General features: G+C 64.8%; 16 protein-coding genes. 11 read left to right on the forward strand and 5 right to left on the reverse strand.

Annotated elements, in window-relative coordinates; translation table 11 throughout:
• Positions 1 to 8: 8 nt before the first annotated feature.
• From C1A35_RS27795 to C1A35_RS27805, 3 genes are read right to left on the reverse strand one after another with little or no spacing between them, the layout of a single operon-like run.
• Positions 9 to 770, reverse strand: a complete 762-nt coding sequence (locus C1A35_RS27795; RefSeq protein WP_104667463.1) for a sulfite exporter TauE/SafE family protein — start codon at positions 768 to 770, stop codon at positions 9 to 11.
• 27 nt (positions 771 to 797) lie between these two features.
• The gene (locus tag C1A35_RS27800) at positions 798 to 1673 is read right to left on the reverse strand and encodes an MBL fold metallo-hydrolase (RefSeq protein WP_104667464.1); all 876 of its coding nucleotides are present in this window, start codon (positions 1671 to 1673) and stop codon (positions 798 to 800) included.
• Positions 1666 to 3159, reverse strand: a complete 1494-nt coding sequence (locus tag C1A35_RS27805) for an aminotransferase class V-fold PLP-dependent enzyme (RefSeq protein WP_199773045.1) — start codon at positions 3157 to 3159, stop codon at positions 1666 to 1668. Before C1A35_RS27805 ends, C1A35_RS27800 begins: the two co-directional genes overlap by 8 nt.
• A gap of 100 nt (positions 3160 to 3259) precedes the next feature.
• On the opposite strand from C1A35_RS27805, the gene C1A35_RS27810 reads away from it, so the two are divergent.
• On the forward strand, positions 3260 to 3742 hold the full coding sequence (locus C1A35_RS27810; protein ID WP_104667465.1) for an Lrp/AsnC family transcriptional regulator: 483 nt from the start codon (positions 3260 to 3262) through the stop codon (positions 3740 to 3742).
• 30 nt (positions 3743 to 3772) lie between these two features.
• Here C1A35_RS27810 and C1A35_RS27815 read toward each other — a convergent pair whose 3' ends face one another.
• Both C1A35_RS27815 and uxuA read right to left on the reverse strand, forming a co-directional pair.
• Positions 3773 to 4465 carry an RraA family protein gene (locus tag C1A35_RS27815; RefSeq protein ID WP_104667466.1) on the reverse strand — a complete coding sequence of 231 codons (693 nt, stop codon included), beginning with the start codon at positions 4463 to 4465 and terminating at the stop codon, positions 3773 to 3775.
• A gap of 8 nt (positions 4466 to 4473) precedes the next feature.
• Complete coding sequence (uxuA, locus tag C1A35_RS27820) at positions 4474 to 5664, reverse strand: mannonate dehydratase (RefSeq protein WP_104667467.1); 1191 nt, start codon at positions 5662 to 5664, stop codon at positions 4474 to 4476.
• A gap of 202 nt (positions 5665 to 5866) precedes the next feature.
• On the opposite strand from uxuA, the gene C1A35_RS27825 reads away from it, so the two are divergent.
• The 10 genes from C1A35_RS27825 to C1A35_RS27870 all read left to right on the forward strand — a co-directional run bounded on the left by C1A35_RS27825 (position 5867) and on the right by C1A35_RS27870 (position 15896).
• Positions 5867 to 6610, forward strand: a complete 744-nt coding sequence (locus tag C1A35_RS27825) for a FadR/GntR family transcriptional regulator (protein WP_104667468.1) — start codon at positions 5867 to 5869, stop codon at positions 6608 to 6610.
• Positions 6611 to 6728: 118 nt separating this feature from the next.
• Positions 6729 to 7688, forward strand: a complete 960-nt coding sequence (locus C1A35_RS27830; RefSeq protein ID WP_158665183.1) for a substrate-binding domain-containing protein — start codon at positions 6729 to 6731, stop codon at positions 7686 to 7688.
• A 69-nt stretch (positions 7689 to 7757) separates the two neighbouring features.
• The gene (locus C1A35_RS27835) at positions 7758 to 9302 is read left to right on the forward strand and encodes a sugar ABC transporter ATP-binding protein (RefSeq protein WP_104667470.1); all 1545 of its coding nucleotides are present in this window, start codon (positions 7758 to 7760) and stop codon (positions 9300 to 9302) included.
• Complete coding sequence (locus C1A35_RS27840) at positions 9299 to 10291, forward strand: ABC transporter permease (protein ID WP_104667471.1); 993 nt, start codon at positions 9299 to 9301, stop codon at positions 10289 to 10291. The genes C1A35_RS27835 and C1A35_RS27840 overlap by 4 nt, the downstream gene beginning before the upstream one ends.
• Positions 10292 to 10398: 107 nt before the next feature.
• Positions 10399 to 11184, forward strand: coding sequence for an SDR family NAD(P)-dependent oxidoreductase (locus tag C1A35_RS27845; RefSeq protein WP_104667472.1), 786 nt, complete (start codon positions 10399 to 10401; stop codon positions 11182 to 11184).
• Between the two features lie 19 nt (positions 11185 to 11203).
• The gene (locus C1A35_RS27850) at positions 11204 to 12316 is read left to right on the forward strand and encodes a mannonate dehydratase (protein ID WP_104667473.1); all 1113 of its coding nucleotides are present in this window, start codon (positions 11204 to 11206) and stop codon (positions 12314 to 12316) included.
• 9 nt (positions 12317 to 12325) lie between these two features.
• Positions 12326 to 13219: an SMP-30/gluconolactonase/LRE family protein gene (locus C1A35_RS27855; protein WP_104667474.1), complete on the forward strand. Its 894-nt coding sequence runs from the start codon at positions 12326 to 12328 to the stop codon at positions 13217 to 13219.
• On the forward strand, positions 13216 to 14238 hold the full coding sequence (locus tag C1A35_RS27860) for a hypothetical protein (RefSeq protein ID WP_104667475.1): 1023 nt from the start codon (positions 13216 to 13218) through the stop codon (positions 14236 to 14238). The genes C1A35_RS27855 and C1A35_RS27860 overlap by 4 nt, the downstream gene beginning before the upstream one ends.
• Before the next feature lie 42 nt (positions 14239 to 14280).
• Positions 14281 to 15123 (forward strand): fumarylacetoacetate hydrolase family protein, encoded by an 843-nt coding sequence (locus C1A35_RS27865; RefSeq protein WP_104667476.1) that lies wholly within the window; start codon positions 14281 to 14283, stop codon positions 15121 to 15123.
• A gap of 23 nt (positions 15124 to 15146) precedes the next feature.
• Positions 15147 to 15896 (forward strand): SDR family oxidoreductase, encoded by a 750-nt coding sequence (locus tag C1A35_RS27870; RefSeq protein ID WP_104667477.1) that lies wholly within the window; start codon positions 15147 to 15149, stop codon positions 15894 to 15896.
• Positions 15897 to 16205: the final 309 nt, after the last annotated feature.

Raw genomic sequence — 16205 nt, forward strand, 5'->3', positions numbered from 1 at the left:
GGAGGAGATCACGCTGCTCCGTAGCTGCGCCAGAGAACATAGAGGCTGACGGAAAAGATGATGGCGCGGAAAATCTGGGTCAGCGTGTCGCGCTGGGTCGCAAGCCGGGTGGAGACGATGGTGCCGATCACGCCGCCGACGATCCCGCCGGCAATGAAATAGCCGGCGATGCGCCAGTCCACCAGGCCCGAGGCTGCGTAGTTGATCGCCGTCGTCAGGCCGAAGGTCCCGACGGCGAGCAGAGAGGTGCCGACCGCGTTGATGAGCGGCATCCCGGTCGCGAGCAGCAAGCCTGGAACGATCAGGAAGCCGCCGCCGATGCCGAAGAAGCCGGAACAGGTGCCGGTCACGAGCGCCGTCAGTCCGGTCTTGCCGTGTGTTCCGATCGAAAGCGACTGCGGCGTCGCCGCCGTGTCGCACTTGACCTTCCGCATGGCGAAGCTGACGAACATCATCACGAGGCCGAACAGGAACAGCAGGCGCTGGCCGTCGATCAGCTTGCCGAGACTGGAGCCGAAGAAGGCCCCGAGGGAACCGGCGACCGTGAAGATCAGCGCGCAGCGCCACCAGAGATGGCCGCGAAGCGCATGGCTGATCAGGTTGAGATAGGCGTTTGCGGAAACCGCGAGCGCGCCGGTGCCGAGCGCGGTATGGACGTCGCGGATACCGACCACATAGATCAAAAGCGGCGTCGCAAGGATCGAGCCGCCGCCGCCGATCAGGCCGAGCGTGAAGCCGGTGAGCGAACCGGAGCCGATCGCGAGCAGCATCTGCTGGAAGGGGTCCGCCACGTCGGCCTACCCCCAGACCGAGCCGGGAAGCGCGTCGAGCGGGATCTTCAGATAGCGCCGTCCATTGTCCTCGGCCGGCGGCAGCTCGCCGCCGCGCACATTCACCTGCAGCGCATGCAGAATGAGTTTCGGCATCGGCAGGGTGCGGTCGCGCGCCTCGCGCAGATTGACATAATCCGCTTCTGTCTTCCCCGCGACGTGCGGGTTCATGGCCTTCTGTTCGGCGACCGTGCTTTCCCAGCGCGCCTCGCGCCCGCCCTGGCAATAGTCGTGACCGGTAAAAAGCCGTGTCTCGTCCGGCAGCGCCAGAATGGCCTGGATCGAACGCCAGAGGTCGCTCGCGCTGCCGCCCGGGAAATCCGCGCGGGCCGAGCCACTGTCGGGCATGAACAGCGTGTCGTGAATGAAGGCGGCGTCGCCGATCACGTAGGAGATCGAGGCGAGCGTATGTCCGGGCGAATGGATGACGCGGGCCTTGAGTTCGCCGATGCGGAAAGTCTCGCCGTCGGTGAACAACCGGTCCCATTGCGAGCCGTCGCAGGCAAAGTCCGGCCAGTTGTAGATCGTCTTCCAGATCCGCTGGACGCCCTTCACATGCTCGCCGATCGCCGTCGGCGCGCCGGTCTTCGCTCTCAGATAACGCGCCGCCGAGAAATGGTCCGCATGCGGGTGCGTGTCGAGGATCCATTCGACGGTCAGCCCTTTGCGGGCAACATGATCGAGGATAGCGTCGGCATTGCGCGTGGCGGTCGAACCGGACTTCTCGTCGAAGTCGAGCACCGGGTCGATGATGGCGCATTTGCCCGTCGCCGGATCGGCGACGACGTACTGGATGCTGCCGGTGCGGGCATCGTAGAAGCCGGTCACATCGGGCTTATGCATAGGCGCGCGCCTCTTCGGCCGTCGCCCGTGGGAAGAAGATGGCGCGGGCCGGATCGAAATCATAGTCGGCTTCGTAAGCCGGCGCGTCCGCCGCGAGCTCGGCGACGCAATCGAGGATGAACTTCACCTTCTCGTCCGAAAGCAGGACGCTGAAGTTCAGCCGGGTGAAGCCGGGCTTTTCGATTTCTTCGCCGGCAAGGATCGCCCGGCGGATCTCTTCCGAGTGGGCCGCGTCGATCGACAGCAACCGGTGAACGTAAGGCCCGGCGCAGGCGCAGCCGCCGCGCGCCTGGATGCCGAAGCGGTCGCTCAGCATGCGGGTGACGAGCTGCTGGTGCACATAGCCGCCCTTGCCGTTGCGAATGCGGAACGAGAAGATCGGCAACCGATCCGGCTCCTGCAGGCCGAGCAGTTCCAGTTGCGGCACGGCTTTCCAGGCGGCAAACGCCTGTCGGGCCAAGGCGCGGTTGCGCCGTTCCATCTCCTCAAGACCGATCGCGTGCTTGACGATGAAGGCCAGCGCGGCGCGGATGTCGCCGACGACGTTCGGCGTTCCCGCTTCCTCCCGGGCCTCGAGGTTGCCGCTGTAATCATGGGCATCCGGCGAGACGAACTTCACCGTGCCGCCTCCCGGCCAGGTCGGCTTGTCGGCGGTTACGCTGTCGCGGCGAACGATCAGGATGCCGGAGGCGCCCGGTCCGCCGATGAACTTGTGCGGCGAGACGACGATCGCGTCGATCTCGGCACCCGTTGCCGGCGTCATCGCAATCGCTACATAGGGCCCGGCGCCTGCATAATCCCAGATCATCTTCGCGCCGGCAGCCTTGACCATGCGGGTGATCTCAGCCACGTCGCTGGTGATCCCCGTGATGTTCGAGCCGGCCGACAGCGCGCAGACCGTCAGGTCCCGCGAGCCGCCGAGCGCTTCCTTCAGGAGAGCGAGATCCGGGCCGCCCGCCGGGCATTCGGCAATCTCGACGATCTCGGCACCGCTTTCGCGCCAGGGCAGGATGTTGGAGTGGTGTTCGTAGGGACCGATGATGACGCGGACGTTTTTGCCCGCGGCGACGGCCTCCGTGACGCCGAGCAGCTTGACCAGGCGGTTGATGCCGGAGGTCGCGCCGGAGCCGGTGAAGATGACGGCGTGCGCGGCCGTGGCGCCGCAGAATTCGCCGATCATGGCCCGCGCTTCCCGTCGCATCCGGGTCATGAAGCCCCCGCAATAGGAAGCTTCCGTGTGGCTGTTGGCGTAATAGGGCAGGACGTCGTCGAGCACGAACTCTTCGATGACGCGCAAGGCGCGGCCGGAGGCGACATAGTCGGCATAGACCAGTGCTTTCGTGCCGTAGGGACCGTCAATCCGCGCCTTCGCTCCGATGAGATCGTCGCGAAGGTCGGCGACAAGGTCCGGCCGGTTCAGGGACTGGCGGAAGCGGGAAAGCGGCGAGAGCGCCTCGCAGGGCTGGTGGACGGCGGACACGATCATCTCGCTTACTCCTCGGAGCGGACATTGACAGCAATTGTAATCCCGTCCAGGGTCGAAAACTTCACCTATCTTCTGCGGTATCATCGAGGAATTGTGTCAAATGATCGAATCGTCGCTCAAAATCGATGCTTTCGATCTGAACATTCTTGCCGCATTGCAAAAAGATTCGTCGCTGTCGCAACGGGATCTGGCCGAGAAGGTCGGCCTGTCGCAAAACGCCTGCTGGCGCCGCCTCCAGCGCCTGCAGTCGCTCGGGGTAATCCGGGGCTCGCACGCGGACATCGATCTCGATGCGCTGGGGCTGGATCTGACCGTGTTTGTGATGATCCGCACGCGTCATCACTCCAAGGAGTGGAGCGACGGTTTCCGGCAACATGTCGAGCGGCTGCCGGAGGTGATCGATTTCTATCGCATCGGGGGAGACTGGGACTATCTGATCAAGGTGGTGACCCGCGGCATGCGCGGCTACGATGGCTTCTATCAGAAGCTCATCACCAATTTCGATCTGGCGACCGTCACCGGCTTCTTCTCGATGGAGGCGATCATCAACAACCGCCCGGTGGATCTGAGCCGGTTGAAGTGAGGCGCCGGGTTCCGGCGCCTCCACCTGTCGTCACATGACGCCGAAGCGTTCGAAGGCTTCGACGGTGCTCATGCCCGCCTCGATCGCCAGGCGGACCTTGTTTTCGGTCTCGGCCTTTTCCAGCGCCAGTGCGATCGCTTCTCGCTCCGCCTCCTTCGGGATGACGAGCACGCCGTCGCGGTCGCCGAAGAGGATGTCGCCCGGCCGGATGCGGATGCCGCCGATCTCGATCGGGATGCCGTAGTCGACGACCTTGCCGCGCGGGCCCTGGTCCTGCGCATAGGATCCGTAGCAGAACGTCGGGAAATCGAGCGCGAGAATACCGGCGCTGTCGCGGCAGTAGCCGTCGCAGATAGCACCCGCGGCCTTCAGCTTCAGAGCGCGCGTCGACATCAGTTCGCCCCAGACCGCGTAACGCGGCGACGAGCCCGAGCAGACATAGATCTCGTTTTCCTTGAGGCTGTCGAGTGCATGGAACATCAGGCCGAAAGGCTTGGCACTGAATTCCGAATGGCCGCCAGCCTCTGTCGTTGCGAAGAAATCCGCTTCGAGAACAGGCATCGCCCGACCGACGGCGACCATGTCGTCGCGCAGCGCCTTGATTTGCGGCGGCAGGAACTGGTGCTGCAGGCCCATCGTGTCGAGGATGTCGCCGACCACGGCCGTGAACAGCCGGCTGCGCATGGCGGCAAAGAGTGCGGTGTCGTCTTCAAAGCGTGTCATGTCTTCCCTCAAGCCTTGTGCGCCGTGGCAGTCGCGATGCCCTGCATGACGCCTCTGATTTCTGCGAGACCCTTCAGCCGGCCGATCAGCGAATAGCCTGGATTGATCCGTTCCTTGCCGATATCGTCGGCGAGCAGGTGCCCATGGTCCGGCCTAAGCGGGATCTGCCAGTCCGTGCGTCCCTCGCGCACCCGCCGTTCCTGTTCCTGCATCAGTGCGAAGATCACCGCCGGCATGTCGGTCGATCCGCCGAGATGGTCGGCCTCGTAGAAGGAGCCGTCCTCCTCGCGCTGGACATTGCGCAGATGCGCGAAATGAATGCGCGGCCCGAATTCACGCACCATGGCCGGCAGGTCGTTTTCCGCGCGCGTGCCATAGGAACCGGTGCAGAAGGTGATGCCATTGGCCGGGCTGTCGACGGCGGCGAGAATCCGCCTGATGTCGGCCGGCGTGGAGACGATGCGCGGCAGGCCGTAGAGCGAAAAGGCCGGATCGTCGGGGTGGATGCAGAGCCGGATACCGACCTCTTCGGCGACCGGCACGATCTCCTTGAGGAAACGCGCCAGATTGGCGTGCAGCCCGTCGGCGGTCACACCGTCATATTCCGAGAGGGCTGCCAGAAAGCTCGCCCGGTTGTACTGGCGCTCGGTCGCAGGCAGGCCGGCAATGAGGTTGCGCTCGATCCGGTCGATCTTTGCCTGGTCCATCTGGTCGAAGCGTTGGCGCGCCACGAACATCTGGCGCTCGGAATAGCTTGCTTCGACGTGGGGCCGCTTGAGCACGAAGAGATCGTAGGCGGCAAAGTCGACTGCATCGAACCTCAGTGCGTAACCGCCATTGGCCAATGGCTGCATCAACTCGGTGCGCGTCCAATCGACCACCGGCATGAAATTGTAGCAGACGATGCTTATGCCGGCGCGCGCCAAGGCGCGCAGCGTGTCCTTGTACCAGCCGATGTAGCGAGCGCTTTCCGGTGTCGCAAGCTTGATCGAATTGTGCACCGGAATGCTCTCGACGACGCTCCAGCGCATGCCGGCGGCTTCGATCAGCGCCTTCTGCGCCAGGATGGCGTCATCCGGCCAGGGCGACCCGTCATAGATGTGGTGCAGCGCTGAGACGATACCCGTGGCCCCCGCCTGGCGGATGTGGCTGAGCGGCACCGGATCGTTCGGCCCATACCATCGAAAGCACTCTTCCATCGTTCTCATGCAGAACTCCTACCCACTTTGGTCGCATATTGTTGGACCACGCTGATCATTAATGCCGTACTGGTCCAACAATTCAAGCCTTGAAGTGATGATTTTGGCTCGAAATCATAATGCGCGACGAATTTTTAAGTTTTGCGCTTGACTGATAGCGCAATCTGGACCAACAAATAAGGCATCGCAGGGAGGATGGCGGGTGAGTAGTTCCGTACGGGAAGAGGCATTGTCGGGCGTGGAAGCCGTGGAACCGGGAAAAACCTCTGCCGTCGACCGGCTGGTCGAGCAGATCCGCGACATGATCTCCGAGCGTGGCCTTGGCGTCGGCGACGCACTGCCGACCGAGCGTGATCTTGGCGAGCAGTTCCAGGCCGGCCGCAATACCGTGCGCGAGGCGCTGCAGGTGCTGCGCGCCTATGGCATGGTCGAGACCCGCCCGAAGGTCGGTGCCGTCATCAGCGGCGGCCACGGCGAGGCGATCCGCCGGCTCTTCGCCTTCCACAACGGCATCTCGCCGGACTCCTTCCATGATCTGCAGGGCTTCCGCCGGATCATCGAGACTGGTGTCGGCGAGCACATCATCCTGACGGCCAGCGATGCCGACTTCGACCGGCTGGATGCGATCAACGCCCGCATTCTGGAGGCCGAGAGCGTCGAGGCAGCCGCACAGTGCGACTATGAGTTCCACTCGGCGATCGTCGAGCTTTCGGGCAACCGCACGACGCTGGCCGCTTACCACATGCTGCGTTCGGTGATCGAGGAGGTCATGCGGCTCGGAAAGGCCGAACGTCCGGTGCATGCGGCAACCTTCGAGGCGCATGCCGAAATCATCCGGGCGCTGAGGGCCCGCGACCGCATCGCCTACGTCTATCTGATGAGCCGTCACCTGGAATTCGGCATTCGCTTCGTCGATGCCGCGCCGGGCAGTCAGCCGACGCGGTGAAAACATAGGAGTTTTGGCTTGGGCCGCTTCCCGTGGGGTCGCGGTGCAGGCAGCCGTTTGCCGGATTTTCGCCCGTTGGTCCGGCGGCACGAACAGGGCACTTGGGAGGAGAACCAACATGAGCAATATCAAACGACTGGCACTTGCCACGCTGCTTGCCACCGTCAGCTTCGCGCCGGGTACGGCTTTCGCGGGCGGCAAGGCGATCGCCGGCATCGTCTTCCAGCAGGACCAGTACTTCCGCGGCATCCAGATCGGCATGGAAAAGGCGGCGGAAGCCGCCGGCGACGAGCTTCTTGCCGGCAACAGCGACAGCAAGCTGGAGAAGGAAGCCCAGCTGATCGACACCTACATCGCCCGCGGCGTGAACTCGATCGTCGTTGCGCCGCTTTCGGCCGATGCCTCGGTGCCGGCGCTGAAGAAGGCGCGCGACGCCGGCATCACCGTCGTCACCTACGGCACGTCTGCCAATGGCGACGTCGCCCAGGCGACGGTGACGAGCTCGGACCGCGATATCGGCATCGGTACCGGCAAGGCGGCGACCGATTTCCTGAAGACGCTCGGCAATGGCGGCAAGGTCAAGATCGGCACGCTCGCCTTCAAGGCGCTGCTGCCCGAGCAGTCGAACGCCCGTGTCGACGGGTTCCTGAGCGTCGTCAAGGATCAGGTCGACATCGTCGCCCAGCAGGATGCCTGGCTTGCCGAAAAGGCGCTTGCGGTTGCCAGCGACATGCTGACCGCCAATCCGGATATCCAGGTGATCTACGCCGCCAACGAAGGCGGCACGATCGGCGCCGTGCAGGCGGTCAAGAAGGCAGGGCTTGAAGGCAAGGTCTTCGTCTTCGGCACCGACGGTTCCGAGCAGCTCGCCAACATGCTCCTGAATTCCGACAACGTGCTGCAGGCAACGACGGCGCAGCAGCCGCTCGAGGTCGGCAAGCAGGCGATCGAAGCGGCGCAGAACCTGCTCGACGGCAAGACGATCGAGACCAAGGTCAACGTGCCGGTGCTGCCCTTGACCCGCGCCGATACGCAGGCGGTCGCTGCCTACAAGGAAGGCCTGAAGGCCCTGAAGTAAGGGCCTGGACGTGAGCCGGGCGGCGGGCATTGTCCGCCGCTCCTTCGCAGCCGACAGCAGGAAATCCGCATGAGTTATCCGCAACCAAGGTCAGCCGCGTTGCAAGGGGTGCAGGGACGGCTGGACTTTCGGGCCGTGACCAAGCGTTACGGCCCGACTGTCGCCCTTTCGGAATTCACCCACAGCTTCGTGCCCGGTAAGGTGCATGCCCTGATGGGCAAGAACGGCTCGGGCAAGTCGACGCTCGTCAAGCTGCTCGCCGGCGTCACCGAGCCGACCTCCGGCACGATCAGCGTCAATGGCGAGGACCGTCATTTCACCTCGCCGCACGATGCCTTTGCCGCCGGTATCGTCACCGTGCACCAGGAACTGTCGCTCGTGCCGGAACTTTCGGTCGGCGAGAACATCTTTCTCGGTCGCCTGCCGCACAAGCGCCGCGCCGGCTTCAGCGTCGTCGACTGGGCGGGCCTGCATCGCCGCGCCGGCGAGCTGCTCGCCGACATGGGCCTCGCGATCGATTCCCGCCAGCCGGTGTCGGCGCTGAGCGTCGGCCAGCAGCAGGTGGTCGAGATCGTCAAGGCGATGTCCTTCAACCCGTCGATCCTGCTTCTGGACGAGCCGACATCGGCGCTGGCGTCGCGCGAGGTCAAGCAGCTCTTCGCGCTGATCGAACGCCTGCGCGCCCGCGGCGTGACGATGATCTACATCACCCACCGGATGAGCGAACTCTTCGAGATCGCCGACACCTGCACGGTGATCCGCGACGGCCATTACATCGGCGCGGTCGAGATGAAGGAGACCACGCCGTCGGCCATTGTCGGCATGATGTTTGGGGACGCAGCGCGCGCGACGCGGCCGCCGCGGCGCAGGCTCGACCGCACCAAACCGGTGCTCGAAGTGCGCGACCTCAGCCGGTCGGGGCATTTCCACAACGTGTCCTTCGATCTCTATCCCGGCGAAATCCTCGGCATTGCCGGCCTGCTCGGCGCCGGGCGGACGGAACTAATGCGGGCGATCTTCGGCGCCGACCGGATCGACGGCGGCTCCGTCACGTTCGACGGTCGCGTCATGACCGGCGCGAGCCCCCGCGACATGCGCAAGGCCGGTCTCGGCTACACGCCCGAGAACCGCAAGGAGGTCGGCCTCGTGCAGTCGCTTTCGACCGCCGACAATCTTTGCATGGCGAGCCTTGGCCCGATCTCCAACAGGGGTTTCATCTCGCGCCGGCGCGAACAGCCGCATGTGCGCCGCCAGATCGCCGATCTGCACATCAAATGCGGCGATCCGGAACTGCCCGTGTCGTCGCTATCGGGCGGCAACCAGCAGAAGGTGGTGATCGGCAAATGGCTGAACCGACAGCCGTCGGTGATGTTCTTCGACGAGCCGAGCCGCGGCGTCGACGTTCAGGCCAAGCGCCAGATCTTCGACATCATCTGGCAACAGGCCGCCGATGGTCTTGCCAGCCTCTTCGTCTCGACGGAGCTCGAGGAGGTGCTGGAGGTCGCCGACCGCATCCTCGTCATGCATCACGGCGCCGTCGTCGCCGAGGTGGATCCGACGAAAACCGACCTGACCGAACTCTACGGCCTGTGCATGGAAGGGGCCAGACAATGACACTCGTGAGCCAGACCACGGAAACAGGCGGGCAGAACACGCCGCTCAAGTTTCTGAAAACCTATCCGATGGAGATCATTCTCGCCGCATTGGTGATCTTCCTGATCTTCGTCGCACCGGGCTTCGCCTCCACCAGTAACATCTTAAACGTGCTGCGCACGGTGTCGATGCTCGGCATCATCGCCTTCGGCATGACCGCTGTCATCATCAGCGGCGAGATCGACTTGTCTGTCGGCGCCGGCGCCGCCCTTGCCGGCTGCATCGTCGCCTGGTTTGCCGACCGCTTCACCGATGTGTTCGGCGACTGGGGCGCGGTCACCGTCGGCTTTGGCGTTGCGCTTCTGCTCGGCTTCACGCTCGGCTATCTCACCGGCCGCTTCCGGCAATGGTTCAACGTGCCGACCTTCATTACCACGCTCGCCTTGTTCGCGGCGCTGCGCGGCGTCGCCAATCTCATCACCGGCGGCTTCCCGATGTCGTCCTTCCCGCTCGGCTTCGATTTCCTTGGCGGCGGTTATCTCTTCGGCATTCCGTTCCCTGTCTACATCTTCGCGCTCACCTTTGCCGGCATGCACTTCCTGATGAAGTACACGAGCTTCGGTCGCGAGGTTTATGCCGTCGGCGGCAACATGGAGGCGGCACGCCTTTCGGGCATCGACATCTGGAAGGTGAAGGCGCTGACACTGGGGCTGACGGGCGCGCTGACGGCCGTCTCCGGCACGCTGATCGCCTCGCAGATCGGCGCCGGCACAGGGACGACGGCGACCGGCATGGAGCTCGACGTGATCGCGGCCGTCATCATCGGCGGCACCTCGCTCTTCGGCGGCAAGGGTCGCATCTGGGGCACGCTGATCGGGGTGCTGTTCCTCGGCTGCATCTCCAACGGCATGACGCTGATGAATGTCAGCGAATATTGGCAATACGTCGTGCGCGGCGGGATCATCCTCGGCGCCGTGCTCCTGAACCAGGTCCTGGAACGGGTGCGCTGAGACCGGCGCGGGGTGTCCGCATCCCGCTCCCCTTATGACCAACGATCACGCTTATGATCTCGGGTCGACGCCGGCCCGGATCATCGCGATCCATCGCGGAGACAATCATGACTGAATTCAAGGGAAAAATCGCGCTGGTCACCGGCACGTCCGGGATCGGGCTTGCCTCGGCGATCCGGCTCGCCTCGTCGGGCGCGACGGTGCTTGCCTGCGGCAATGACGTCGCCACCAACGAGGTCTTCGACCGCATCGCCAGGGAGCGCGACCTGCCGATGTCGACCCGGCTGACGGACGTCTCCGTCGAGGCCGAGGTGGAAGCGGCCGTGCGCGAGGCGGTGCTGCGCCACGGCGGCCTCGACATCATCGTCAATGCCGCGGCCGTTCACCCCTATGGCACGGTTCTCGACACCAGTGCGGAAACCTTTGCCCGCTGCCTTCAGGTCAATGTCGGCTCGATCTACCTGACCGGCCGCTTCGGTATTCCCGAGATGATGAAGCGCGGCGGCGGCGCGATCGTCAACATCTCCTCGGTGCAGGGCCATGCCTGCCAGCAGAATGTCGCGGCCTATGTTGCCTCGAAGGGCGCGATCCATGCCCTGACGCGCGCCATGGCGCTCGACCATGCGACCGCCAAGGTGCGGGTCAATTCGGTCAGCCCCGGCTCGGTGCGCACGCCGCTCTTGTCGCTGGCCGCCCGCACCTATGGCGGCGAGGGCGTCAGCGAGGCGGAAGCCTTTGCCCGCTTCGGCGCCGCGCACCCGATCGGCCGCATCGGCGAACCCGAAGAAGTGGCGGAACTGGTCGCCTATCTCGCGTCGGATCGCGCCGCCTTCGTCACCGGCTCGGATTTCCGCATCGACGGTGGCCTCACCGCCGGCATCGGCGTCAAGTAATCAGACAGGAAAAGAACAGATGAAGATCGGCCTTGGGCTCTACCGGGAGCAACTGACCCCGGACAACTTTCAGTTTGCGCAGCAGGCAGGCGCGACCCACGTCGTCGCGCATCTGACCAACTATTTCGCCGGCAAGGATCCGAAGATCGACAGCGGCGATCAGGGCGGCTGGGGCGACTGCTCCGGCGACCGGCTCTGGACTTACGAAGAGCTGTCGGCGCTGGTGAAGGACATCAGGGCCGGTGGCCTGGAGGTCGCGGCGATCGAAAATTTCTCGCCGCGCTTCTGGCACGACGTGCTGCTCGACGGGCCTGAGCGGGCTGAGCAGATCGAGGGGCTGAAGCAGCTCATCCGCGACGCCGGCCGCGCCGGCATCCCCTGCATCGGCTACAATTTCTCGCTCGCCGGCGTCTATGGCTGGACGCGCGGCCCCTATGCCCGCGGCGGTGCGGAGTCCGTCGGCTTCGGCGTCGAAAACAGCATCGCGCCCAGCCCGGATGCGCCGATCCCCGACGGCATGGTGTGGAACATGCGCTACCGTCGCGGCGTTCCCGGCGCCGCATCCGTCTCCGTCAGCTCGGCCGAGCTTTGGGATCGTCTTTCCCACTTCCTGAAGGAGGTCGTGCCGGTTGCAGAGGAGGCGGGCGTCGTGCTCGGCGCTCATCCGGACGATCCGCCGGCCGAAGAACTGCGCGGCACGGCCCGGCTCGTCAACCGCCCGGAGAAATACGACCGGCTGATGGCGATCGTCGACTCGCCCTCGAACGGGCTCGAACTCTGCCTCGGCTCGCTGCAGGAGATGCCGGGCGGCGACATCTACGAGCATGTCCGCCGTTTCGCCCGTTCGGGCCGCATCGGCTACATCCACTTCCGCAACGTGCGTGGAAAGATGCCGCGTTATGTCGAGACGTTCGTTGACGAGGGCGATATCGACATGGCCGAAATCATCCGCATCCTGCGTGACGAGAACTATCAGGGCGTGATGATCCCGGACCATACGCCGGCCATGACCTGCGGCGCGTCCTGGCATGCGGGCAAGGCCTTTGCGCTCGGCTACATGAAGGCGCTGGTACAGAACGCCGAGGCGCTCGGCCCGTCGCGATCGATCCCGACGAGCATGGCGGCGGAATAGGAGGCGGCGATGGCACGCGAGCTTGTCTGTGTCGCACCCGTCGGCGACCGCTGCGGCGAGGGTGCCGTCTGGTCGGCGGACGAGGCGGCGGTCTATTGGACCGACATCAACCGGTTTCTCATCCATCGCTACGACGAGGCGACGCGGGCGGTCAGGACTTGGCTGTTCGACGAACCGGTGGTCGCGATCTCGCTGACGAGCGAAGACGGCCGCCTGCTTGTGGCGCTCGGCTCGAAGCTGATCTGGTGGTGGCCGAAAACCGACCGGCGGCAGGATCACGGCTTTGCCCTGCCCGGTGCGCCCAGGGTGCGGCTCAATGATGGCCGCGCCGATCCGGCCGGAAACTTCTGGGTCGGCTCGATGAAGAACAACGTTCTTCCCGACGGTCAACTCGGCGACGTTGCGCCGGGCGAGGGCATCCTCTATCGCATCGCGCCCGATGGCGCCGTCACCGAATGGCGGCATGGACTTGGCATATCCAACACGCTGTGCTGGAGCCCGGATCGAAGCACCTTCTATTTCGGCGATACGCTCGCCAACGAGGTCTATGCCTTCGACTATCATGCCACGGACGGATCGATTTCCGGCGAACGACCCTTCTTAGTCGGTTTCGATCGTGGCGCGCCGGACGGTTCGGCGATCGACAGCGAAGGCTTTCTCTGGAACTGCCGCTATGGCGGACGGTGCATGGCCCGCATTGCGCCCGACGGCACCCTCGCCGAGGTGATCGAGATGCCGGTCAGCAACATCACCACCTGTACCTTCGGCGGCGCGGACCGCATGACGCTCTACATCACGACGGCCAGCGGCGGACCGGCCGAGCGCCTTGCCGGCAGTCTTTATGCCATGCGGGTAGACGTCGCCGGTCTTCCGGAAAATCGCTACGGGATGGCGACAAGGTGAGCGTGCAGACGACACGGCGCGCGCTCGCCTGGGCGCATGGATGCCTTTCGGTGCAGTCGCTCGGCGGCATGCTCGGCCCGGTGCTGTTCCTGCTGCCGGACGGGCGCCAGGTCAGCCCCTTGCAGGTGGCGCCCTGGGGCAACGATCCCGAGCGCGAGACATTGCCGGAAATCCTGAGGGAGCTGCGCGGCGAGTGGCCCTGCGTCCCCTTCGGCAGCGACGCGGACCGATCGCTCCCCGATGGATGGTCGGCGACGGGCGAGAGTTTTGAAGGCGCCGGCGTGCCGCATGGCCATAGTTCCAACGTCCATTGGGCGTGGGGCGCCTGCGACGACCGCCAGATCACCATGGAATGCCGCTATCCGGAGAACCATCCGATCAGCCTGCTGCGGCGGCGGATCGTACCGGATCCACATGCGGCGGCCATCGACCTCACTTTGGAAATCGAGGCGCGGCGCTCATGCCGCCTGCCGATCGGTTTGCATCCCACCTTCCGGCTGTCCACCCGGCCGGCATCGGTCGCGATCGAACCGGGAGCTTATGATCGCGTCTGGAGTTTTCCGGGCGATGTCGAGCCGGGCGCGGCGCTGTTCGCACCGGATCGGCAATGGCCATCGTTCCGCAAGGTCGAGGCGCGCGACGGATTGACCATCGACGCATCCCAGGTTCCGCTGGTCGAGGAAACCGAGGACTTGCTGCAGCTCTCGGGCATCGACGGCACCCTCGCGCTCCACTATCGCGATGAAGGTTTTCGCGCGCGGCTTAGCTGGCAAAAGGAACATTTTCCGAGCCTGCTGCTCTGGTACAGCAACCGCGGCCGCAAGGCCTACCCCTGGAACGGCCGGCACGTGGCGCTCGGTGTCGAGCCGATCGCGTCCGCCTTCGATCTCGGATCGGCGGTCTCCACGGACAACAACCCCATCGCGGCCTCGGGCGTTGCGACAGCGATTGCCTTTGAACCCGGTCAGACGTTCACCACCCGTTACCGGCTTTCCGTCGAAGCCGCTCCGATCGACTGAGTCCGCTACTCGCCCAGCTATTCCAACTGAAAGGCCAAGAGAATGAAATTGCTGCGTCTCACCGTCGACGGCTCGCCCGCGCCCTGCATCCTCGATGGCGGGGGCGAGGCGCGCGACGTGTCTTCGCTCGTCCCGGATTTCATGGCGGAGACCTTGCCTCAAGTCGTCGCGGCACTCTCCGGTGCGGATCTCGCGGCTCTGCCCCTGCTGCCGGTGACCGATGCCGACATCCTGCCGCCGGTGGCAAGGCCGGGCACGATCTGGTGCGTCGGTCTCAATTATTCAGACCACGCCGAAGAGGCGGGCCTGCCGGTGCCATCCGAACCGATCCTCTTCAACAAGGCGGCCGGCACCTATTGCGGGCCGAACGCGCCGCTTCTTCACTCGGAGAAAATGTCGAAGCTCGACTGGGAGGTCGAACTCGGCATCGTTATCGGCAAGCGGGCGCTCAACGTCTCTCGCGACACGGCGATGGATCACGTGTTCGGCTACACGGTTGTCAACGATGTCTCCGAGCGCGCGTGGCAAATGGAGCGTGGCGGGCAATGGGTGAAGGGCAAGAGCTTTCCGAATTTCTGCCCGACGGGCCCGTGGCTCGTGACCCGCGACGAGGTTCCGGATCCACAGGCGCTGTCGATGTGGCTCGACGTCAACGGCGAGCGCATGCAGGCCGGCACAACGGCGCGCATGATCTTCGACGTCGCAACCATCGTCTCCTACATGAGCGAATTCTGCGTGCTCGAGCCCGGCGACCTCATCTGCACCGGCACGCCACCGGGCGTCGGCATGGGCAAGAAGCCGCCGCGCTACCTGAAGCCGGGCGACGTGGTCGAACTGGGGATCGACGGCCTCGGCCGCCAGCGCCAGGTCGTTCAATCCCTCTAGAACGCTCGCAAAGGAAATGGATCATGAGTGAGAAGACTGGGCGATTGGCCGGACGCGTGGCCGTGGTCACCGCCGCCGGCCAGGGCATCGGTCGCGCGGTGGCCGAACGACTGATGGCTGAAGGCGCCGAGGTCCACGCCAGCGACATCAACAAAGGCCTGCTGGGCACGCTCGACGGCGCCGTAACGACGCGGCTCGATGCGACGGATCATGCAGCGGTCGCGGACTATTTTGCCGGCTTCGCGCGGGTCGATATCCTCGTGCATGCGGTCGGCTACGTGCACCAGGGCACGATCGAGGAGTGCTCGCCCGAGGACTGGCGGCGCTCGGTCAACATCACGCTCGACAGCGCCTACAACGTCATCGCCGGTGCCGTCCCGAAGATGAAGGCCAAAGGCGGCAGCATCATCACCATCGGTTCGGTCGCCTCGTCGATCAAGGGCTTCCCGCGGCGCGCCGCCTACGGTGCCGCCAAGGGTGGTATCATCGGCCTCACCAAGGCGGTCGCAGCGGATTACGTGTCAGAAGGCATCCGCTGCAATTCGGTCTGCCCCGGAACGGTTGCGTCGCCCTCTTTGGAAGAGCGCATCGGCGAACTCGGCGAAAAGCTCGGAAGCCGGGATGAGGCCTACCGGTACTTCATCAGCCGGCAACCGGCCGGGCGCTTCGGCACGGTGGAGGAGGTGGCCGCCATCTGCGCCTTCCTTGCCTCCGACGAGGCAGCCTTCATCACCGGCCAGGCCATCAACATCGACGGCGGCATTACGATCTGAGCCACGCGGCCACGACCTGTGCGCTCACGATGACCGCGAAGACCTACCCCGCACTCTGTCTTCCTCGCCCTTGTGGCGGGGATCCAGCGACCCGACGGACGTCGGGTCAAAGAACCTTTCAGCCCAAGGACTTGGGCTGGTCCCGCAGCTCCAGCGGAACTGCCAGAGATTTCTGTGACGAGCACAGAAATGAGGGGCATGTAAGCTCCTCGTGGTCCAAAGTTCCGATTACGGCTTACGCCGAGAGCGCCTTGAACTCGGCGAGGATGGCGTCGCCCATCTCCGTCGTGCCGACCTTTTTCGCGCCTT

Origin of the sequence: Ensifer adhaerens, from assembly GCF_002940685.1 — a bacterium.
GTDB classification, from domain to species: Bacteria; Pseudomonadota; Alphaproteobacteria; order Rhizobiales; family Rhizobiaceae; genus Ensifer; species Ensifer adhaerens_E.